The sequence below is a fragment of the Agaribacterium sp. ZY112 genome, from assembly GCF_041346925.1.
In the GTDB taxonomy this organism is placed as follows: domain Bacteria; phylum Pseudomonadota; class Gammaproteobacteria; order Pseudomonadales; family Cellvibrionaceae; genus Agaribacterium.
The window spans coordinates 2319842-2339437 of the sequence record NZ_CP166840.1 but is presented as its reverse complement, the minus strand read 5'-3'; the positions used below and the strand labels follow the sequence as shown (position 1 = coordinate 2339437).

Here is a 19596-nt window from a genome sequence, read left to right as displayed (position 1 = left end):
TATTATGTTAGTTGCCGACATCATGACAAAGAGTGTAACTACCGTGACAGGTGACACCAGCTTAGAAAAATTAAAAGACATCTTTTTACAGGTAAGCTTTCGCCATCTGCTCGTAGAAGAAAACAATAAACTAGTAGGCGTCTTATCCGATAGAGATGTACTCCACCATACAAGCCCATTTTTAGGCACTGAACACGAACGAGATTTAGACAAACATCAAATGCAACTTAAGTGCTGCGAATTTATGGCTCGTGATGTCATCAGTGTTGATGAAGAGACCCTAATCGACAGTGCTTCTATCTTGCTCATAGAAAACAACATATCTTGCCTTCCTGTAGTCGATGAATTTAACGAAATCAGAGGTATTGTCAGCTGGAAAGACATCCTGCAATACCATGTCTACGGCGTGGATAAAACATTGGAATAACGTGCATGCACGTAAGTAAAGCCCTAACTTAGCTTAATTTTATCTAGCCCTGCCAAGCACTTATTAAGCACTTTGCCATAGCCTGAACGCCGCGTGATTGCTATAATCCGCGCCTTTCATCCTTGCAAAATGCAACAAGAGTTAGCTTATGGAACCCATGCTGAATGTAGCACTTAAAGCCGGTCGTAAAGCCGCAGAAGTGCTCGAACGCGCTTTTGAGCGCGTAGACCTTATTGAGATTGAAGAAAAAGGTCGCAACGACTTTGTCAGCGAGGTCGATCGTAGCTCTGAAAAGGAAGTCATTTACCATCTCAAGAAAGCCTACCCGGATCACAAGTTCATCGGTGAAGAAACCGGCGTGACAGGCAATAAAGATTCTGAGTTCGAATGGATTATCGACCCACTCGACGGCACCACCAACTTTTTACACGGCATTCCTCACTTTGCTGTTTCTATCGCTTGTCGCTACAAAGGTCAAATTGAGCACGCTGTGGTTATCGACCCAATCAAACGCGAAGAATTCACCGCAAGCCGCGGTCGTGGCGCCAGTTTGAACGGCCGCCGCATTCGAGTAACTAATCGCTTAAGCCTTGACGGTGCTTTAATCGGCACTGGTATCCCCTTTAACGGTTTTGCTCTAGAGCACGTTGATGCGTTCGCCGAGTGCATGAAAGAGGTCGCCAGTAAAACCGCAGGCATTCGCCGACCGGGTTCTGCAGCGCTCGATTTAGCCTATGTAGCTGCTGGCCGCTTTGATGGTTTTTGGGAAGTAAACCTAAACATCTGGGATATTGCTGGTGGCGTACTCTTAGTGAGAGAAGCCGGTGGCATGATCAGTGATTTCCGAGGTGGAAATAGCTACTTGGAAAAAGGCCACATCGTTTGCGCGAGCCCTAAAGTATTTAAACCCTTGCTACAAATCGTTGGCCGCCATATGGGCCAGGTCTAAAGCCTGCGCAACCTTCAGAACAAGATAAGAAAGGGGCGGAGCCTAAACTCCCCCCCTCCTTACTTTTCAAACTCACCATTCTTTAAAGCAACAGCTTACTGAACCAGCAATTCATTAAACACGGTTATCAGTTCTTGCAACTGTAAAGGCTTGGCAAGATAGTGTAAAAAGCCCGCTTCACGCCCCTTCACAAAATCATGATCCATCGCATTAGCTGATAAGGCGATCACTGGGATATGCTCGGTCACCTTGTCTCGCTTAATGATATCGAAGGTCTCGTAACCACTCATACCCGGTAAGTTGATATCCATGATAATTAGATCAGGTGGATTCGTTCGCGCCTCAAATAAACCACTAAAGCCATCCGGCACGACAATCAGCTCTATCTGCTTGTAATGAGCGAGTATCCTCTCCATCAAACGCTGATTAGGGATACTGTCTTCTACGTATAAGACTCGACGACGGCCACTAAAGTGCAAGCTCAGTTCTGAGCGCTGACGCGCCTCTGCTTCACTTTCTGACTCTTCATCCTCATCAATCTCTGAGACGAGACGTGCGGGTAGCTGAAACCAAAAACTTGAGCCTTCATGCTCCACCGAGCTAAAACCCATTGCTCCGCCCATCTGCTCAACAAGCTGCTGAGAGATGACCAACCCCACACCTGTGCCTTCAACACTGTCCTTATCTGAGACTAAACGATTAAAAGGCTGAAAGACCTGCTCTTTCATATCGTCAGCAATACCACAGCCCGTATCCGTCACCGTAATTTGCACCGCACGCCCATCAATAACCCGTGTGCTTATGCGTATACGGCCATCTTGAATATTGTATTTAATCGCATTGCTTAATAGGTTGAGCAAAATCTGATTGGTGCGGCGCTTATCAGCTAAGATCCTATACTCACCACTGGCCGAACTATTAATTTCAACATAGAGGCCACGCGCACCCGCCTGAGTTTTTAATAACCCCACACAGTCTTCTAAGACCTTAGCTATGTCGATAACTTCGTTTTTCAGATCCAAGCGCCCACTTTCAATGCGCGCCAAATCAAGTACGTCCCCCACTAAACTCACTAAGTGCTCACCAGCTTTTTTAACCTCGTTGAGATTATCTCGCTGACCACGCGTCAAGTTGGTATCAAGCTCAAACAACTGAGTAAAACCAAGAATGGCATTGAGCGGGGTGCGTAGTTCATGGCTCATACTAGATAAGAACTCACTCTTAGCCATATTGGCCTGCTCAGCCGCATCTTTGGCCTGAATAACCCGCTCTTCCGAACGCTTCAGCTCGGTAATATCCATGTTAGTGCCACTCATTCGCCAAGGACTACCATCAGCGCCATAATGCATTTGGCCTCGAGCCCGAATCCAGCGCCAAGACTCGTCTCGCCCCTTAATGCGATACTCCACATCAAAAGCCGTTTTTTTCATAAAGTGATCATTAAGCGTTTTATCAAATAGGGCTATATCATCAGGGTGAATACGCGCTCGCCAAACATCTAGCCGATCTATGCCCCGATTGAGTTTGTCATCTCCTTCCTCAAAGCCTAACTGCTCCCAACAGCGCGCAGAAAAGTGAAAGGTTCCGTGATCTGCCGTCCACTCCCAAACTCCATCATTAGAGGCTTTAAGAATACGGGCATAACGGCCTTCAGAAATAATCAGCGCCTCTTCCACCTCTTTCTGCCGACTCACATCAAAGATAAGACCAGAGGTAAAATTGACCCGCCCATCAAGGTCGCGAATGGCTTCACAGCGTACTTCAGCCCAAATATAGGTACCTGTTTTACGTTTAATTCTAAAGACAGCCTCACCGGGCCCGTGGTCTTTAATATGGCGTAAAACCGTGCTTTTAAGCTGCTCTCTGTCGTCTTCATGCACAAAATGCATAAACTGCTCAGCATCAGAAATGCGCTTCATGTCCTTGGCTTGATAACCAAGATAGGACCAAAAACCACCATCCCAATACATATACTTCTTTTTGACATCCCAATCTAGGAAGCCATAAGCATGAGAGCCTTTAAAGATACGGTCATAGCGCTCGACATCTTTAAGCAAGCGACGATAGTTACGGGCAGAGAGGCGCGGCCGCCGACGGCGACGAATGCGAGTTAGAAAACTCATTTTATTATATGTACGGTGTCCTTCAGATGGATTTACCATATCCCATTCGCTGCTCTCAGGGAAGGCTATACTGGCTTATAAGATCAGCAAAGAGTGATAAAAAAACTGATTCAGCAAAACGTCAGCGAAAACAAACAGAGGTAGTTAGACCCATGCAGCAACAAGAACAACAAGCAGGTCAAAACACACTAAATACTTACCTAAGAAAGTGGCTCACTCTTACGCTAGGTGGGCTAAACAAAGTATTTGAGCGCATTGCCGACCACCACAATGCCGTGCCATCACAAGCCTTAGTACCAATACAAACGAGCAGGCACACAAATAGACAAAGTAACAGGCAACGCTCTCAGTAAACTAAAGGAGTCAAAAACGGCCACCACAGCCATTAAAGTGGCTGTATTAAGACAAACATAAGCAACAAAAGTGCTGACTGCAGATACAAAAAAGCCCCACTTACCTTGTGTAAGCGGGGCTTTTTATTAAGCAAAGAAAATAACTTAAGGCAATTCTTCTAGCTCTTCACCTTCTTTTTCTACCTCAACCGGAATCAAATCTTCACGGCTGATATTTAAGCCCAAGAGCACATTCGCAGCAACATAAATCGATGAGTAGGTACCCACAACCACACCGATGATAAGCGCAAGAGCAAAGTTATGAATCATCTCACCGCCCACAAAGAACAGGGCCAACAACACCAACAAGGTAGTTAACGAGGTTATTAAGGTACGCTCTAAGGTTTGCGTTAAGCTGATATCGACCACCTCAACAGAGGTCTTATTACGAACAATACGGAAGTTCTCTCGAATACGGTCAGCCACAACAATGGTGTCATTCAAGGAATAACCAATAACCGCGAGCACCGCCGCCAATACCGTCAAGTCGAAATCTAATTGGAAGATGGCAAACACACCCAAGACGATGATCACATCGTGTATCAACGCCGCTACTGCACCCACCGAGAACTTCGCTTGGAAACGTAAAGCAACATAGGCCATGACAATAACCAATGAGAGCAACATACCAAGGCCGCCGTCATTGGTTAGCTCTTCACCAATCTGAGGACCAACATAACTGATTCTCTGCAACTCAACCGGTACCGTACTGCTTTCTACAAACGCATCAGCAACTTCACCACCTTTCTGAGGGTTATCGGTTTGGAAACGAATTTGCACATCGCGATCCGAACCGAAATAAATAACCGACGCACTCGGATAACCTAAGTCGCTAATTTCATCGCGAATACTGTTCAAATCCGCTGTTGTCTCATATTTAAGCTCAACCAAAGCACCACCGGTAAAGTCTAATCCTAAGCTCATACCATTCATGGCAAAACCTGTGATAGAGGCAATGATTAGGGCGATAGATAAAGCAGCCGCCACATAGCGCTGCCTCATAAAACGAATTACTTTTTGTTCACTCATGTTCGTGCTCCCGTTTAAATCCACAACTTCTTAACACTGCGGTTACCATAAACAAGGTTAACCAGTGCACGAGTACCCATGATCGCAGTGAACATGGAGGTGAGAATGCCGACGCTTAAGGTCACGGCAAAACCTTTAATAGGCCCAGAGCCAATGGCGTACAAAATAACCGCAACAATCAGCGTAGTTAAGTTGGCATCCAAAATGGTGACAAAAGCGCGATCATAACCAGCCTTAATAGCACTTTGATTTGGCATGCCGTTTTTAATTTCTTCACGGATACGGGAAAAGATCAGCACATTGGCATCCACCGCCATACCTACGGTTAAGACAATACCGGCAATACCAGGCAAGGTGAGTGTGGCGCCTAACATAGACATCACAGCAACAATCAACACCAAGTTAGCGGCCAAGGCAAAGTTCGCAAAAACACCAAAGACACGGTAATAAATAAGCATAAACAAAAGCACTAAGGCCAAACCGATTTGCACTGACTTCACGCCTAAGGCGATGTTTTCAGCACCCAGCGATGGGCCAATTGTACGCTCTTCGACGTAGGTCATTGGCGCAGCCAGAGCACCTGCTCGTAACAACAAAGCCAGCTCGGAAGCTTCAGCAGGGCTATCTAAGCCCGTAATCACAAAGTTTTTACCAAGCGCCGCTTGAATCGTTGCCAGTGAAATCACTTCACTTTCAGCGACCATATCAACCGCTGTTATCTCTTCACCCTTAGCATTGGTAAAGGTGCGTGAAACTGGCTTGTACTCAATAAACAAAACCCCCATACGGCGGCCTATGTTATCGCGAGTACCGCGATTCATTTGGGTCGCGCCATCACCATCAAGGGTAATGCTGACTTGAGGTTTACTGGTTTGCGCATCAAACGAGGCACGCGCATTCATCACATTTTTGCCGTAAACCAACACACGGCGTTCTAGATCAGCACCACCGTAATGTGCTTGATCACGCTCATCTTTAAAGTTAAAGCGCTCTTTTTGACTTATTAAAGCCCCCTTCTCAGCCTCAAGGCGGAATTGAAGATTGGCTGTTTTACCAAGAATTTTCTTTGCATCCGAGGCATCTTGAATACCCGGTAACTGCACAACAATGCGGTTACGACCTTGGCGTTGAACCAAAGGCTCCGCCACACCGATTTCGTTCACTCGATTACGCAAGGTCGTCAAGTTTTGATTCACCGCGTAGTCTTCTTTCTCACGAATAAACTGCTCGCTTAGCGTTGCCTTAAGCGCAAACACACCCTCTTCATCACTGCGCTCGAGCTCAAGCTCTGGCATTTCTTTACGCATGATTGCCAGTACTTCATCACGCAACTCTTCCGTACGAGCGGTGACACGCATCTCATCGGCCCCCGCACGCACAGTCACACCACGTAAACGGTTGGTGCGAATTTCACGCTTCAGTTGCTGCTCAAGGCTTTCAATCGTATCTTTTAGAACCTTCGGCGTATCCACTTCCAATAAGAAGTGAACACCACCGGCAAGGTCGAGGCCTAAACTCATTGGTGTGGCACCTAGATTCTGCAGCCACTCAGGGGTAGTTGGAGCAAGATTGACTGCCACGACATAGTTCTCGCCCAGCGCGTTCTCAACTTCTCGGCGAGCTCGCATTTGATCGTCTTGGCTTTTTAAGCGCACTAAGACGTTCTTTTCTGTCAATTGCTCACCGAAATAGGCAATGCCCAATTCATCTAAGCGGGTCTTGACCGTTGCTAAGGTTTCATCTGTTGGCTTCAGGCTCGCCGAACTACCACTCACCTGGATCGCAGGATCCGGAGCGTAAATATTTGGCAAGGAATAGACCACACCAAGGCTGACAACTAGAAGTATCAATACATACTTCCACAGGGGAAATTTATTCATTATTTCAATCCAGCGAAAACGCTTGTTATTGTATGCCGAACAAAAGACAGGGCTTCGTCCATGACGGTCGGCGATTATAGCGGCTTTTATGCTCTTATATATAAGAACGGAAGCAATAGTTGCCTCCGTTTTGATGGATATGGGGTGTGGCGCCTAATTTATCAAGCAAATTAGGCCATTAAGCTTGAATTATGCCGCTCATCTAGCCAACTTCAGCTCACTTTGTGACAAGCAACACTCTTTACTCTAAGGCTTAAGCCTCTGGCACACTCAACATAAAACTTGGGCGCTGCTTGTCCTGCCTATCGTAAAATGCCTTTATGTAATCACTTAAACGGTTTTCACCAATTGCGTCGCGCAATTCAGACATAATGATCTGATAGTGACGCAAATTATGAATGGTATTCAACTGCGAGCCTAAGATCTCACCACACTTATCTAAATGATGTAGATACGAACGACTAAAGTTCTGACAGGTGTAGCAATCACAGTCTTTATCCAAAGGCCCAGTATCGTGTCTGTGTTTAGCATTGCGGATTTTCACCACACCCTCTTTGGTGAAAAGATGGCCGTTGCGCGCATTGCGAGTTGGCATCACACAATCAAACATGTCGATGCCACGCGCGACAGACTCAACCAAGTCTTCAGGCTTTCCCACCCCCATCAAGTATCGAGGTCTATCACTTGGCATCTCAGGGCCTAAATGATTTAGAACACGAATCATGTCTTCTTTCGGCTCACCCACACTTAAACCACCAATGGCGTAACCATCAAAACCGATGTCCACCAGACCTTTTAAACTCTCACTGCGCAGGTGCTCGTGCATACCACCTTGCACAATGCCAAAAAGCGCATTGGGGTTATCGGCATGAGCATCTTTAGAGCGCTTAGCCCAGCGTAAACTCAACTCCATAGACTTGCGCGCTACATCCGGCTCGGCAGGATACGGCGTACATTCATCAAAGATCATCACGATGTCGGAACCGAGTTCGCGCTGAACCTTCATCGCGATTTCAGGATTTAGCTCAACCATGGAGCCATCAATAGGCGACTGAAACTTCACACCCTCTTCACTGATCTTGCGAATATCACCAAGACTAAACACTTGGAAACCGCCACTATCCGTGAGTATAGGCCCCTGCCACTGCATAAAATCGTGCAGATCACCGTGCTCCTGAATCACCTGAGTGCCCGGTCTTAACATTAGGTGAAAGGTATTACCCAGTACTATTTCTGCACCGATGTCTTTCACATCTTTTGGCAGCATGCCTTTCACCGTGCCGTAAGTACCCACAGGCATAAAGGTTGGGGTTTGTACGGTGCCGCGCTCAAACTGCAGCTGACCACGACGGGCTCGGCCGTCTGTATTACTTATTTCAAATTTCATTAACGCGCCTCGATCACTTTTTCGGCGTTGGGATTACGGCGAATAAACATAGCATCACCATAACTAAAAAATCGGTAGGACTCAGCAATAGCCTCATCATAAGCTTGCATCGTATGGCGATAACCGGCAAAGGCCGAGACCAACATTAACAAGGTAGACTCAGGTAAATGGAAGTTGGTCACCAAGGCGTCCACGACTTTGTATTCATAACTTGGGTAAATAAAGATATTGGTATCACCTTGGTACGCGGCAATGTCACCATCATTGACCGATGCTGCTGTTTCCAAACAACGAACACTCGTTGTACCCACTGCAATCACACGCTTACCTGCGGCTTTGGTTTGTTTGATTTTTTCGGCAACCTCAGCGCTTAACTGCATCAACTCACTGTGCATAGCGTGTGTTTTAACATCATCTACTCGAACAGGCTGAAAGGTACCCGCACCAACGTGAAGAGTAACAAAAGCTTGTTGTACGCCCTTCTTGGCCAAAGCATCCAAAAGCCCCTGATCAAAATGCAACCCTGCTGTCGGCGCTGCAACTGCACCTTTATTCTTGCCGTAGACAGTTTGATAACGCTCTTTATCTTCTTCCTCATCTGCCCTATCTATATAAGGCGGCAAAGGCATATGGCCGATCCCCTCTATCACCTCAAGCACATCAGAGCCTTCGGGAAAACGCAGTTCAAATAAAGCGTCTTGGCGGCCGGTCACCTCGATCTCGGGACCATCATCTAAGATTAGCGTTGTACCCGGCTTTGGTGATTTACTTGAACGCACATGAGCAAGCAGCTCCCTATCGTTCAATACTCGCTCGATCAATATCTCAATGCGCCCGCCGCTGGCTTTTTTGCCAAATAAACGCGCGGGTATCACTCGAGTATCATTAAAAATCAGCAAATCACCTTCATCGATTAAAGACAAAATATCGGTAAAGCTGTTATGTGAAATACCTCCCGTAGGGCCATCGAGCAGCATCAAACGTGAACCCGTGCGCTCTGGCATTGGCTTCTTAGCAATCAACTCTTCGGGAAGGTCGTAATAAAAGTCCTGACGGCGCATAGTTCCACCATGTGATTTTGGAGCGCAAGAGTAATGCAAAGCCTGCAACTTTTCCACAAACAGAGCTTGACCGCGCCAAAGTCGCTGATATAATTCGCCGCTCTTCGAGATTGGCGTCAAAGCCATAGTAAATCGAAGTGTTGCCAGAGTGGTGAAATTGGTAGACACAGGGGATTCAAAATCCCCCGCTAGCGATAGTGTGCCGGTTCGAGTCCGGCCTCTGGTACCATCTATTAAAGCCTCGTTTCGAACGAGGCTTTTTTTATTTTCTATGTAAATAAGATACTAGGGATGGTCACAAGCCCCAGTATTCATTAGAAGATAAGTTAAATGCGGTCGTGGCGGAATTGGTAGACGCGCTGGATTTAGGTTCCAGTGTCGCAAGACGTGAGAGTTCAAGTCTCTCCGACCGCACCATTCTTTTTTTACCCCCCTATGTTTGATAAGTCAGTCAGGAACTAGCGCGACTGAGTACCTCTTTAGGAAAGCTCCAAGACCTTATGTATTGATTGTAAGTTAGCTTCGACTCTATCTGCCGCCTCTAAGTCTAGAAAAGCTACAAATACAATCACCACAGTCAAAACAAACATCAGTAGAGACACCAATATCCCCACCCCTGCAAAATAAAGAAAAACTGCGCTAACAGCATTAAGCGCCCCCCAAAAAGCATTTGTCATCCCCCGGCTTCTGTATCTAGCCTCACTAACGGCATAAATTAACTGTAAATGCTTATCTCCACGCAATCTTTCTAAGAGATTTTTATTGCTTTCTTCTCTTACTAAAGAGCTGGCTTTTAGGCTCCTTATCACCCGATCAAGCGCCCTAAGAAGAAGCGCCGAAACCAAACCTACTGGCACGCCTCCAACCAGCATAACTAACCACCACTCCAGCGAAAAAACATTTTCAAACATAGCACAGCCTATTAATTACCTTATGTAATTGATTAGACCAGAACATTAACAACTTCTGAAAATCACACGAAAAACAAAGTTAAACTCCTGTAAAGCATACCAAGCTTAATTACTGAGACTAATTAAAGTACAAATAATTAATTTTCAAAAAGGCATAAAGAAAAAAACAAAAGGACACCCGCGTTGTTTCATAACAAAAACCTCATGCCAGTTCAATCATACGCTCAACTGAAGGGCGGCCTTCATAGGCTCCCTGATCTGAATTTACATTGCTCCACGCAGCTTTCTCCTCAACAAAGATATTTACAGCAGTGACGATACGACCCGACTCCAGCGCGCCCGCCGGAACCCAATAATATGGCTTACCCCGAAATTTATTTGGAACTGAGGAGCCGCAGTTTGAACAGAAGTGAGAGGTAAAACCCGACTCTTTTTGCCACTTACTTATGCTCTTCTGCCCCCCAAGCCAGGCAAAGTTCTCTTCTTTAACTACGCCTCCGCAACTAGAGGCAGTGCCGGTTTGTTTTCGGCATAAGTTGCAGTGGCATTGGTAAATTTTGAACTCTTCAAGGTTTAGTTCAAATTTTACGTCACCACACAAACATGAACCTTTCATGCTCAACTCCTGTTTTTTAAATACTTTTGCACGATTGATAACTAGGTTTTAGGCAAAAAAGCCATGTCCACGAAATCAAAATAAATTGTAGTGGTGCCCTAATCAATAAATATACCGGCCCCCACTGATGCCCACCCATGCCGGTTTTATGTAAAGCAGCATAAATATTGGAGGGAAAGAATACGATCAAAACACCAAGCGCAAACAATGCGGCCAGATATTGAAAGCGCCGTGTAAATAAGGCCACACCAATAACAAGCTCTAACACACCTGTAAGGTAAATGAGCGTTAGTCGCTCTGGCACCCACGGCGGTAGCATCTGCACCATGGCTTCAGGTTTCAACCAATGGCCCATTGAGAAAAATAGGAAACATAAACCCAACCCCCAGTAGGCGCTGGGGGGAAAGTTATAATTAACATTGAAAATCCGCGCCCCAATAAAAGAAAGCACAGCAGGAAAAACTAATAAAAATAGAACTATTAACGGCGTAATCATTATTAATTAGACTCCGCTTAAAGCAGCCCTTAGGCGGCCCCGTGAAAAGGCAGACCAACAGCTTGCCGGCCTTCTTTTGTTTTAATTGAAAAATCAGTACCCGCATAAGCCTGGCCTTCCGGCCCACATAAAAACGCTACGGCTTCGCCAACCCACTCGGGGGGGATATGGCTAGCCCAGTCCAGTTCACTAACAACATTAATTTTTGCATCTCGTATAGCAGCCATCATGTCGGTGGCGACGGTTCCCGGTGATAAACCAACAACACGGATATTTTTATGCTGAAGCTCTACATGAGCAACTTCCGTAAGCTTTTTTACCGCCGCTTTGGTTGAGCAATAATGACTCCAACCAAGGAGTGCGCTGTTTGCTGCGCCAGAGCTCATATTCACAATAACGCCAGAACCGGCTTCCAGCATCGATGGCAGAGCAGCCCTCATACCGTGATAGACACCCTTAACATTAACGTCGACGGCTCGCGACCACTCTTGCGGATCACTTTCTGCCAGACTTGTAAGCGGCTCAATGACACCGGCGTTATTGACCACTATATCGAGCCTGCCCGTTTGCTTAAGCGCCGACTGAACAGCGCTTTCTACGCTCCGGTAACTGGCGACATCACACTGAGTTGCAATGGCCTTACCTCCTTGTTCGCGAATACACTGAACGGCGCTTTCCAGCCTCTCGAGCGAACGGGCCGCCATCACCACCGTCGCACCACATTCAGCTAATTTGTTGGCGCAGGCAAGGCCTATGCCTTTACTGGCACCTAAGACCAGCGCCGTTTTTCCCTCGATACTCAATTGCTTAACCATAACCATCTCCTTAATACAGACCGTAACTGACTCAATCACACTATGAAAAGCCAGTCTAATTAAAGCAAAGAGAACAACAAACAGACTTGAACGCATTTCATTTGTGCATAAAATGCAATAATGAATATCGATCAGATAAAGACCTTTATCGCCGTTTACCGCTCAGGCAGTTTTGCAGCCGTTGCCCAGAGCATGGATGTAGCGACCTCATCTGTTTCACGCACGATTGCGAACCTTGAAGAGAAACTTCAAGTTCGCCTCTTTCAGCGAAGCACAAGACAGCTCTCCGCCACGGAAGCCGGAGAACAGTATTTTCAAAAAGTTGAAGCTCTGGTTGAAGAGCTCGACAGGGTTCATCACGAGCTCAACACGGAGTCATCCGAACCATCGGGGCGACTTCGGGTAACCGCTTCGGTATCCTTTGGCCAAAAACGTATCGCTCCTCTACTGAATTCCTTTCACGCAAGCTACCCTAAAGTTGATATTGAGCTCCATTTGTCAGACTCACGAGTCGACCTGATTGAAGACCAGTTCGATGTTGCCATTCGTCACGGGCAACTCGAAGACAGTAGTTTTATCGCCAAAAAACTACTCGATGTACGCTATCTACTAGTCGCCAGCCCAAACTACCTGAGAGCCCACCCAGCATTACTCAGCCCTTCGGATATTAGCCAGCACACCCAGGTCAGCTTTCCCTGTGTCAAATTCAGCAAAGAATGGCTTTTCCGCAAAGATGGAAAAACGCAGGCCGTCAGTATTGATCCAGCGCTTACCGTCAGTACCGCCTTAGTTATTAAAGAATGTGTCAAAGGGAGCATGGGAATCGCCGTATTAGCCGACTGGACGGTTAAAGAAGAACTTAATAATGGCGAGCTTATGCAGTTGCTTCCCGAGTGGCAGGTTGCGGGTAGTAATTTTGATTCGTCTATTTGGCTTATCTATCCCTCGAGAAGTTTTGTGCCTGCAAAAACAGCGGCGTTTTGTGCGTATTTGCTAAAACATATTTCAACTAATAGCGCCTACGGCTAGGACCTAAAGACTGACTATTAAAGGCCAATAACCACAGTTAAAGTCTCGGTAGCATTCAAGTTCAACTAAGAGGTTTACTCTATATATCGACTAAGAACATTCTGCTATCCCGCTTGAAAGTCTGGCGAGCCAAACAGGATATTCAGCGAAAACCCCAAAAAGGGCAGCCGCTTTACCTAAAAAAATCTCAGCAGCCCTAGCGTTGAGCACACATTAATTCGACTTGGTTAAGAAAGATAAAACCACTTCCATCAACCCCGCATCAACCGATAATAAGCGTAGCTATGCTTTTTCCAACCCACAAACGCTAGATAAACCTGTAACAGCCATGACAAACCTTTGGGCATGTTTTTGTGAGGATTACCCACAAATACTAATAACCGCTGCGATTAATTTATCACTTTTTCTACAAAGCATTCATTTTATTGGGGCATAAAGACATATCCTAGAGCTCTATAATTTCAAGATCATCATATAAAACATTTCAAGACTACGAGTCTAGCTAGTCGATACATAATCATTACAGTAATACTAAGTACTAGTAAATTGGAAGACATTTAGTCACAAAGATATTTAACTGCATGCAGATATAAAACACCTTATAAGCCCTCCCAGAGACCGGCCCTTTCAACACCACTTGCGCACCGCTCCTGTCCCCGTTATTTACACATCACAAACATTAGAGTTTAAGTTCACACAAGCAGACTAACGCCGAAATTATCATAGTTAACACTGTCATCGATGCCATAGCATGCCTCAACAAGGCTCAGCCTTATTAGTCATAGCTTATAAAGTATGCGACATAGAATAAAAATAATTCATCCTTTACATGGAAACTAAAATATTATGAATTTTTCTTTTAAAAACATAACTTTAGCATCCGCCTTAGTTATTGGAACTGCAGGCCTAAGCCAAGCAATTACTGCTGAAGTTGCCACTCCCCCATCAAGCATTGCCCATACTTTTGAATCACAAAAAGATAACAATGTATCCGATGATTTCTTAACAATTTCACCAAGTAAGTGGGCAATAAGAAAAAATAAAAGTTCTGGTGTTGGCAGTATGATTAAAGCCGCCAACAATACCATTGAAAGAGAAGGTGATACGAGCTACTTAAGCTTGCTTGCCAATAGCACGTCTGAAGCAGGTATTTCTGCGCTTCATTCACACCAAGATGGTTTCACCGTCGTTCGCTGGCGTATACGCGGTATCACAGCCGATCAAAAGTATGCTGGCCACCCTTCTATATGGAGCTTCTCTTGGAATTTTTCAGATAATTCTAGGCAAGATAATAACGGTGGCTACACCACCGAAATAGACTGGATGGAATACGACAACACATACAAAATCTATCACTCCAGAATTATTCCAGCTTATAACCAAGTGTCTGACATTGGTGCCAGCGCATTTATGTTTAAAGACCGCAATGACTTTGACGGTTGGCATGTTCAAGGTTATCAAAACACAGCCGCAGGTTTACAGGTTTGGGAATACAAGAATGGCCGCTGGGATAAAATAGGCGTACCGGTAAGCTACAGCAACGCCCACAAGTCAGGCGTAGGTGGAAGCATCACCGCTGGCTACCGCTCTCCACAATGGTTCATTTTATCCAATGTCTGGTTCGAAAAGGCGGTCTACAATCACAACCCTGTTCGCTTAGATATAGATTATTTGCATCACTATAAATCGATTGCAGGTAGCGATACGCCTAATTCGGGCGACAACAATAATCCCGACAATGGTAATGACACACCTGCGGGAAGCAACGTAATTTATCAACAAGATACACTGCCCATCAATGGTAATCGTATCGTAAAAACAATTGATATTAGCAATGCCAACTTAGCGGATTTTACGGCCTCTTTTACAGCCGGTAGCAGTGTTCCTTTGGGTTCTACCGCAAGCATTCATATCAATCTAGATGGCAATCGTATCTTGAATGAATATCTATCATCTCCTTCATCGTCAACAGATATTGATCTGAGTAACCTTGCCGGCAACACCCTAACAATCATTATGAAAACCTCTAATGCTTCTGCTGGTTTTGCAATGAGAAACCTACTGGTCACCAGCCCGGAAGCAGAAGATGTCAACAATGCTGATTCGTCTAGCAATCAAAACGATCTTGTATTGACCACATCACGCCTAACTGAAACCTTTGATTTAAGCGAGTTTAGCTCCGCAAACTTTGAGGCAACTCTAATAGGGGCATCATCTCTGGCCGGTGGGAAAAGCGCATCTATTCATTTTAATCTTGATGGGCAGCGTATTTTAAATGAAACATTAACAATGCCAAACGGCTCTAAGCAGATTAGCTTAAATGATTTAAGAGGAAGTCAATTAACCGTCATCTTTAAAAGCGGTGTGACTGATGGATCATTTAAACTATCCAACATTTCAATTAGCAACGCTAATTAATCACTGACAATAACGTAGATTGGCACAATATAAGTGCCAATCTACGCTGTGAGATAAAGTTGAATCTTTTGCCCCCCTGTTTTGTATAACAAATAAAAGTATGTCTCAGCGCATTAACCATACTCACATAAGTAAACACGGTTAAGCACTGAAATCTATTTAAAGTGCGTGTCAAAAAAAAGCCCTATGTAAATAGGGCTACAGAAAAGTCAGACTATTGATGATGATTAAAGCGGCACACGTAAGGTAAATTGCTTCATATTCCACTGCCAGTCATTTGTACCAGCTTGTAAACGTATGGTTTGTATCCCTGCGTTTAACGTGATTTTCGAGGAGGCCACAAGTTCAACATAGTTTTCCCAACTGCCATTATTTGACACATTCGTCGTCACCGAACTACTACCTGCTGACATTTGCACGGTAGTTCCATCAAGTGGGGTTGATATAGAATAAACCACCTCATACTGCCCACTTGCAGGAACATTGATTTCATATTCAGCCCAATCACCACCGTTAACAAAATGAATCGCACCACCCGTTGTACTCACCCCTATTCCAAGCCCTCCATAGGAGGCGTCATCATAACTACCTCCTGTATTTCTGAAGCTATCAGCTTGAATAGTAAGCGTCGTAGGGTTAACGCTAGGGTTAGATCCACCTGAACCTGATCCACTGTTCGAAAACGTCCAATGCTGGTTTTGGTTGTTATCATTACTTGCCCATAAATACACATTTTGCCCACTGGCTCCTGAGTTGCCTCCATCAATAGAGAAGCCTGCTGCATTGCGTTTTTCCAATCGATAACTGTCTGCACCAACACTTACTTTGCGCCAGTGCTGATTTTGATTGCTGTCACTGCAAGTCCACAGAATAACATTCTGACCATTAGCACCACCGTTACCGCCGTCTAGGCAGTAGTTCGTATTCAACTTTTGATAAGAAAAGTAACCACCACCTCGATTAATTTCGTTCCAGTTTTGATTAACGTTCGCAAGCGAAGCTGACCACAAATGAACATTCTGATTGTTAGCCCCTCCTGTGCGCCCATCCATTGCAAAAGAGGAGGCATTGCGTTTTTTCATATGCACAACTTGGCTCTGTGATCCGTTAACAACCACCTCAGCAATATTAAGTATGCCTGTTCCAGCAAGTTGCACACGCACATAACGCCCCGTTCGATTAATATTCAATGAACTTGGACTTCCCGCCTGACCAGCCACGTGATAATTGCCAACACCAGCCTGATTCATAGAGCTATTTAAGTTAGTAGAAGTAAAAGGCACGTCAGAAACCAAAACATGGAAATTGCTTAATCGATTGGAACAACAATTAGTACGGTTATAAATTTCTATAGTCGAAATAGTCGATACTGCCCCTAAGTCGACTTGCCACCACGGATTTGCTTCACTAAGGGTATGGTTAAAATCACCCGCATCACCCGTACTAAGACCATCTACAGCCTTAGACGCTGGAAAGTTATTATTGTAATTACTTGACTGAGTTGCGGGCTTATTCAACGCAAGGTTAGTGCCATTCACTGAATCACCATCCGAAGGTCCGGAGTTCGATCCATCTGCAGATGTCGCTCTAAGTAAGTGAACCCCCATAGGTTTAATCAACACTTTCCGGTCTGCATTAACACCATTAATTTGATCAAAGAAATCCCAGCTTTGACCTTCCTCTGTTTTACTGAAGTCAGCTGTTAAATAGTATTTCGATACATTCACCAAAAATATGTCGACATGACCTGTACTCTCATTAAGGGCCTGCTTAATCAGAATACCTCTACGCGCTAAATTTTGACCATTATAGGTTTCATAAGGGATAACCGGAGCAGGCGCGCGATCCTCTGTTAGAGACTCAAGCTCATCGGCCATGGCAAAAGGGTTACCGCTAAATGCCAATTTTCGATAAGGGCTGATATTTGAAGCCGAACGACTAATACCAAGCTCATTCTTCATTGCAAAGGGCTCACCAGAGCGCTCATAAGCAATGAGCCTTCCACCTGAGTTCTGAAAGCTTTTTAATCGGTTAATCTCTTGCAAAGACAAAAACTCAGTCGGCGGAATAACAATAAAATCTTTAGCAGGATCAAGTTCATTTATGTTATTTTTTGTCGCGACCCCAACGTCATAGTTAAGCAACTTAAGCGCTTCGTAAACGATCTGACCGTCTTTATTCATCTGATTCGTTTGAATCGCTGAATCTCTCGACAAATACACATGAGCAAATCGCTCTTGCCCAGCAATGGCTGCAACAGCCTCTGCATGATTATTAATTTCCCGCATGGTTCTGCCAAACTGATCCAGAGCGACAGGGAGTGTCGATAAGCCCCCTATCGCACCCGCCTCTTTTAACTTGCCATCTTCTTCACGAAGCCAAGCCCAAGCCTCCGTAAAATCTAAGCCGTGAGCGTGATGCGTCCAAAAAGAGGCATTCACATAATCGCGACTCATATCTAGGTCTCGCCAACCACCCGTATCAAAACCATGCCACTCAGAATTATAGTGAGGCGCATTGGGTTTTAAACTTTTGGTGTAATCCAAAAACTGAGTGCCGATAGACCAATAAAAAGAATAATTCGCCAACCAACTATCTGTTGCGATACGATCAGGCGAATTGCCAACAAAAACAGCTGAATCTGGCGTGGATTCAAAGTCCGAACCAGTAACATCCATCAAATTGGTCAGGTATTCGAAGTCAATACCACCAGCCATATTCGACACCAAAGTACCACCCAATAACTTAATATTCATCAGCGCGGAAGGGTCCTGCCCTTTTACCGTATTCGCCTGTGTAGTAAAGAAGTGATTGACACGGTCCAGGTTGTAACTAATCAATTCAAAATACTGAGGAGAACCCTGTAACGACTCAGCAACAGGGAAGCTAAAGCTATACTGGTCAAAACTTGAATAATTAGTTCTGTGTGCTCTATTTAAATTAGCAATTGTTCCATATTTATTTTTTAACCACTCACGAAACCCATTTTCCATGTTCTCCGTAAAACCACCCACATCAACACGCCAGCCATTTTCTCTAACAGAAAAATGAGGTTCGTTTGCCAAGATATGAATAACTGGAGGACCGTTTGATGCGTCGTTAGCATCAGCAATGGAGGACGCCATCACTGTATTTAAGGCTTTTAACCAGCCCTGTATATGGGGATTGTTAATATCATAATTAACAAAATTTCGACCGCCTTTATAGATTTTCCTTGGACTATAGGCCTCTACGATGTCATACGGGCCATCCAACATCCAATCACGCAACGCGCCTGCGTGGCCATGGAACTGAACATAGGGCGTAAGAAAATCCTGATTTGCAGTAGTAACACGTTCTACTGCGCGGTTCTTTATCCATGTTGCCGGATTCAGATTACTTAGTAATTGATTCAAATAGTGATACGACGACATATGACCGCCGAAAGAATTATACTCTGAGCTAATACCGCCAATTACACTATAAGGAAAAACGGCTTTTCCATCTTGAGTGAAGTTGCCATTTTCAATGATTTTGTGACCACTATAAAGATCAACAGAACGAGTAAATCGAAGTTCATTACTTAACTGACGGTTTAATTCGTTAATGGCATAGTTTGCAATTTCTAAACAGTCCTCTAACTGTTCAAATGGAATCTTCTTATAGTCATTAGCACTATAGACCTGACTAACCGGCCATTTCTCGGTGTACTCTTGTAGAACATCTTGATTATTAAAATCCCATTCAGTGACGCTATAGAACAAGTCAATTGTTTCTAATGAGACCCGAGCTCGAGCAACATCAAGGCCCTCACCTTCGGCTCGATCAAGCAATGACTGAAGCTGGCTTCTTTTTGATTGAACACTTGTTCTTAATTGCTGCCAAGAATTAGTATCGGTCGCACCATCCCAAGACCAACTAGGGAAAGAAAGCACAGCCAAACACAAACAACAAAGATATTTTGTAATCGGTTTCATAGTAATTAAGAGTTTCCATATCAGACCTACGGATTGGAAAACCCCAAAAAACTTCAACCAAACAATAGGTCGTTAATTAAAGCGCGACCAACATCACAAAACGACAA

At 44.8% G+C, this 19596-nt stretch carries 14 protein-coding genes and 2 tRNA genes; 6 read left to right on the top strand and 10 right to left on the bottom strand.

Annotated features, from left to right (window positions below; all coding sequences use genetic code 11):
* Nucleotides 1–4: 4 nt before the first annotated feature.
* Complete coding sequence (locus tag AB1S55_RS10175; protein ID WP_370977950.1) at nucleotides 5–427, top strand: CBS domain-containing protein; 423 nt, start codon at nucleotides 5–7, stop codon at nucleotides 425–427.
* A gap of 148 nt (nucleotides 428–575) precedes the next feature.
* Entirely contained in the window at nucleotides 576–1376 is an 801-nt protein-coding gene (locus AB1S55_RS10170) for an inositol monophosphatase (RefSeq protein WP_370977948.1), read from the top strand.
* A 95-nt stretch (nucleotides 1377–1471) separates the two neighbouring features.
* Here AB1S55_RS10170 and AB1S55_RS10165 read toward each other — a convergent pair whose 3' ends face one another.
* The 5 genes from AB1S55_RS10165 to queA form a co-directional block, all read right to left on the bottom strand.
* Complete coding sequence (locus AB1S55_RS10165) at nucleotides 1472–3499, bottom strand: PAS domain-containing protein (RefSeq protein ID WP_370977947.1); 2028 nt, start codon at nucleotides 3497–3499, stop codon at nucleotides 1472–1474.
* A 497-nt stretch (nucleotides 3500–3996) separates the two neighbouring features.
* Nucleotides 3997–4920: a protein translocase subunit SecF gene (gene secF, locus AB1S55_RS10160; RefSeq protein WP_370977945.1), complete on the bottom strand. Its 924-nt coding sequence runs from the start codon at nucleotides 4918–4920 to the stop codon at nucleotides 3997–3999.
* 14 nt (nucleotides 4921–4934) lie between these two features.
* Nucleotides 4935–6800 carry a protein translocase subunit SecD gene (gene secD / locus AB1S55_RS10155; protein ID WP_370977943.1) on the bottom strand — a complete coding sequence of 622 codons (1866 nt, stop codon included), beginning with the start codon at nucleotides 6798–6800 and terminating at the stop codon, nucleotides 4935–4937.
* Between the two features lie 253 nt (nucleotides 6801–7053).
* Entirely contained in the window at nucleotides 7054–8187 is a 1134-nt protein-coding gene (gene tgt / locus AB1S55_RS10150; RefSeq protein WP_370977941.1) for a tRNA guanosine(34) transglycosylase Tgt, read from the bottom strand.
* Nucleotides 8187–9248 carry a tRNA preQ1(34) S-adenosylmethionine ribosyltransferase-isomerase QueA gene (gene queA, locus AB1S55_RS10145; protein ID WP_370977940.1) on the bottom strand — a complete coding sequence of 354 codons (1062 nt, stop codon included), beginning with the start codon at nucleotides 9246–9248 and terminating at the stop codon, nucleotides 8187–8189. Before queA ends, tgt begins: the two co-directional genes overlap by 1 nt.
* 142 nt (nucleotides 9249–9390) lie before the next feature.
* Between queA and AB1S55_RS10140 the strand changes: the two genes are divergently transcribed.
* Both AB1S55_RS10140 and AB1S55_RS10135 read left to right on the top strand, forming a co-directional pair.
* Nucleotides 9391–9477, top strand: a tRNA-Leu gene (locus AB1S55_RS10140).
* Between the two features lie 103 nt (nucleotides 9478–9580).
* Nucleotides 9581–9665, top strand: a tRNA-Leu gene (locus tag AB1S55_RS10135).
* A 62-nt stretch (nucleotides 9666–9727) separates the two neighbouring features.
* Here the strand turns inward: AB1S55_RS10135 and AB1S55_RS10130 are convergent.
* From AB1S55_RS10130 to AB1S55_RS10115, 4 genes are all read right to left on the bottom strand, one after another.
* Nucleotides 9728–10159, bottom strand: a complete 432-nt coding sequence (locus AB1S55_RS10130) for a hypothetical protein (protein WP_370977938.1) — start codon at nucleotides 10157–10159, stop codon at nucleotides 9728–9730.
* A 202-nt stretch (nucleotides 10160–10361) separates the two neighbouring features.
* Complete coding sequence (locus AB1S55_RS10125) at nucleotides 10362–10775, bottom strand: GFA family protein (protein ID WP_370977936.1); 414 nt, start codon at nucleotides 10773–10775, stop codon at nucleotides 10362–10364.
* Between the two features lie 16 nt (nucleotides 10776–10791).
* On the bottom strand, nucleotides 10792–11271 hold the full coding sequence (locus AB1S55_RS10120) for a hypothetical protein (protein ID WP_370977934.1): 480 nt from the start codon (nucleotides 11269–11271) through the stop codon (nucleotides 10792–10794).
* Nucleotides 11272–11300: 29 nt separating this feature from the next.
* Nucleotides 11301–12086, bottom strand: a complete 786-nt coding sequence (locus AB1S55_RS10115; RefSeq protein ID WP_370977933.1) for an SDR family oxidoreductase — start codon at nucleotides 12084–12086, stop codon at nucleotides 11301–11303.
* 120 nt (nucleotides 12087–12206) lie between these two features.
* Between AB1S55_RS10115 and AB1S55_RS10110 the strand changes: the two genes are divergently transcribed.
* Both AB1S55_RS10110 and AB1S55_RS10105 read left to right on the top strand, forming a co-directional pair.
* Nucleotides 12207–13115, top strand: a complete 909-nt coding sequence (locus AB1S55_RS10110; protein ID WP_370977931.1) for a LysR family transcriptional regulator — start codon at nucleotides 12207–12209, stop codon at nucleotides 13113–13115.
* 846 nt (nucleotides 13116–13961) lie between these two features.
* Nucleotides 13962–15533 carry a hypothetical protein gene (locus AB1S55_RS10105; protein WP_370977930.1) on the top strand — a complete coding sequence of 524 codons (1572 nt, stop codon included), beginning with the start codon at nucleotides 13962–13964 and terminating at the stop codon, nucleotides 15531–15533.
* Nucleotides 15534–15760: 227 nt separating this feature from the next.
* Here AB1S55_RS10105 and AB1S55_RS10100 read toward each other — a convergent pair whose 3' ends face one another.
* Nucleotides 15761–19489, bottom strand: coding sequence for a discoidin domain-containing protein (locus AB1S55_RS10100; protein WP_370977929.1), 3729 nt, complete (start codon nucleotides 19487–19489; stop codon nucleotides 15761–15763).
* Nucleotides 19490–19596 lie beyond the last annotated feature (107 nt).

Bases quoted from the DNA above. Each gene is read 5' to 3' on its own strand.
- AB1S55_RS10175 (WP_370977950.1), top strand. From the start codon at position 5: ATGTTAGTTGCCGACATCATGACAAAGAGTGTAACTACCGTGACAGGT.
- secD (WP_370977943.1), bottom strand. From the start codon at position 6,800: ATGAATAAATTTCCCCTGTGGAAGTATGTATTGATACTTCTAGTTGTC.
- AB1S55_RS10130 (WP_370977938.1), bottom strand. From the start codon at position 10,159: ATGTTTGAAAATGTTTTTTCGCTGGAGTGGTGGTTAGTTATGCTGGTT.
- AB1S55_RS10125 (WP_370977936.1), bottom strand. From the start codon at position 10,775: ATGAAAGGTTCATGTTTGTGTGGTGACGTAAAATTTGAACTAAACCTT.
- AB1S55_RS10115 (WP_370977933.1), bottom strand. From the start codon at position 12,086: ATGGTTAAGCAATTGAGTATCGAGGGAAAAACGGCGCTGGTCTTAGGT.
- tgt (WP_370977941.1), bottom strand. From the start codon at position 8,187: ATGAAATTTGAAATAAGTAATACAGACGGCCGAGCCCGTCGTGGTCAG.
- AB1S55_RS10105 (WP_370977930.1), top strand. From the start codon at position 13,962: ATGAATTTTTCTTTTAAAAACATAACTTTAGCATCCGCCTTAGTTATT.
- secF (WP_370977945.1), bottom strand. From the start codon at position 4,920: ATGAGTGAACAAAAAGTAATTCGTTTTATGAGGCAGCGCTATGTGGCG.
- AB1S55_RS10165 (WP_370977947.1), bottom strand. From the start codon at position 3,499: ATGAGTTTTCTAACTCGCATTCGTCGCCGTCGGCGGCCGCGCCTCTCT.
- AB1S55_RS10120 (WP_370977934.1), bottom strand. From the start codon at position 11,271: ATGATTACGCCGTTAATAGTTCTATTTTTATTAGTTTTTCCTGCTGTG.
- AB1S55_RS10100 (WP_370977929.1), bottom strand. From the start codon at position 19,489: ATGAAACCGATTACAAAATATCTTTGTTGTTTGTGTTTGGCTGTGCTT.
- queA (WP_370977940.1), bottom strand. From the start codon at position 9,248: ATGCGCCGTCAGGACTTTTATTACGACCTTCCCGAAGAGTTGATTGCT.
- AB1S55_RS10110 (WP_370977931.1), top strand. From the start codon at position 12,207: ATGAATATCGATCAGATAAAGACCTTTATCGCCGTTTACCGCTCAGGC.
- AB1S55_RS10170 (WP_370977948.1), top strand. From the start codon at position 576: ATGGAACCCATGCTGAATGTAGCACTTAAAGCCGGTCGTAAAGCCGCA.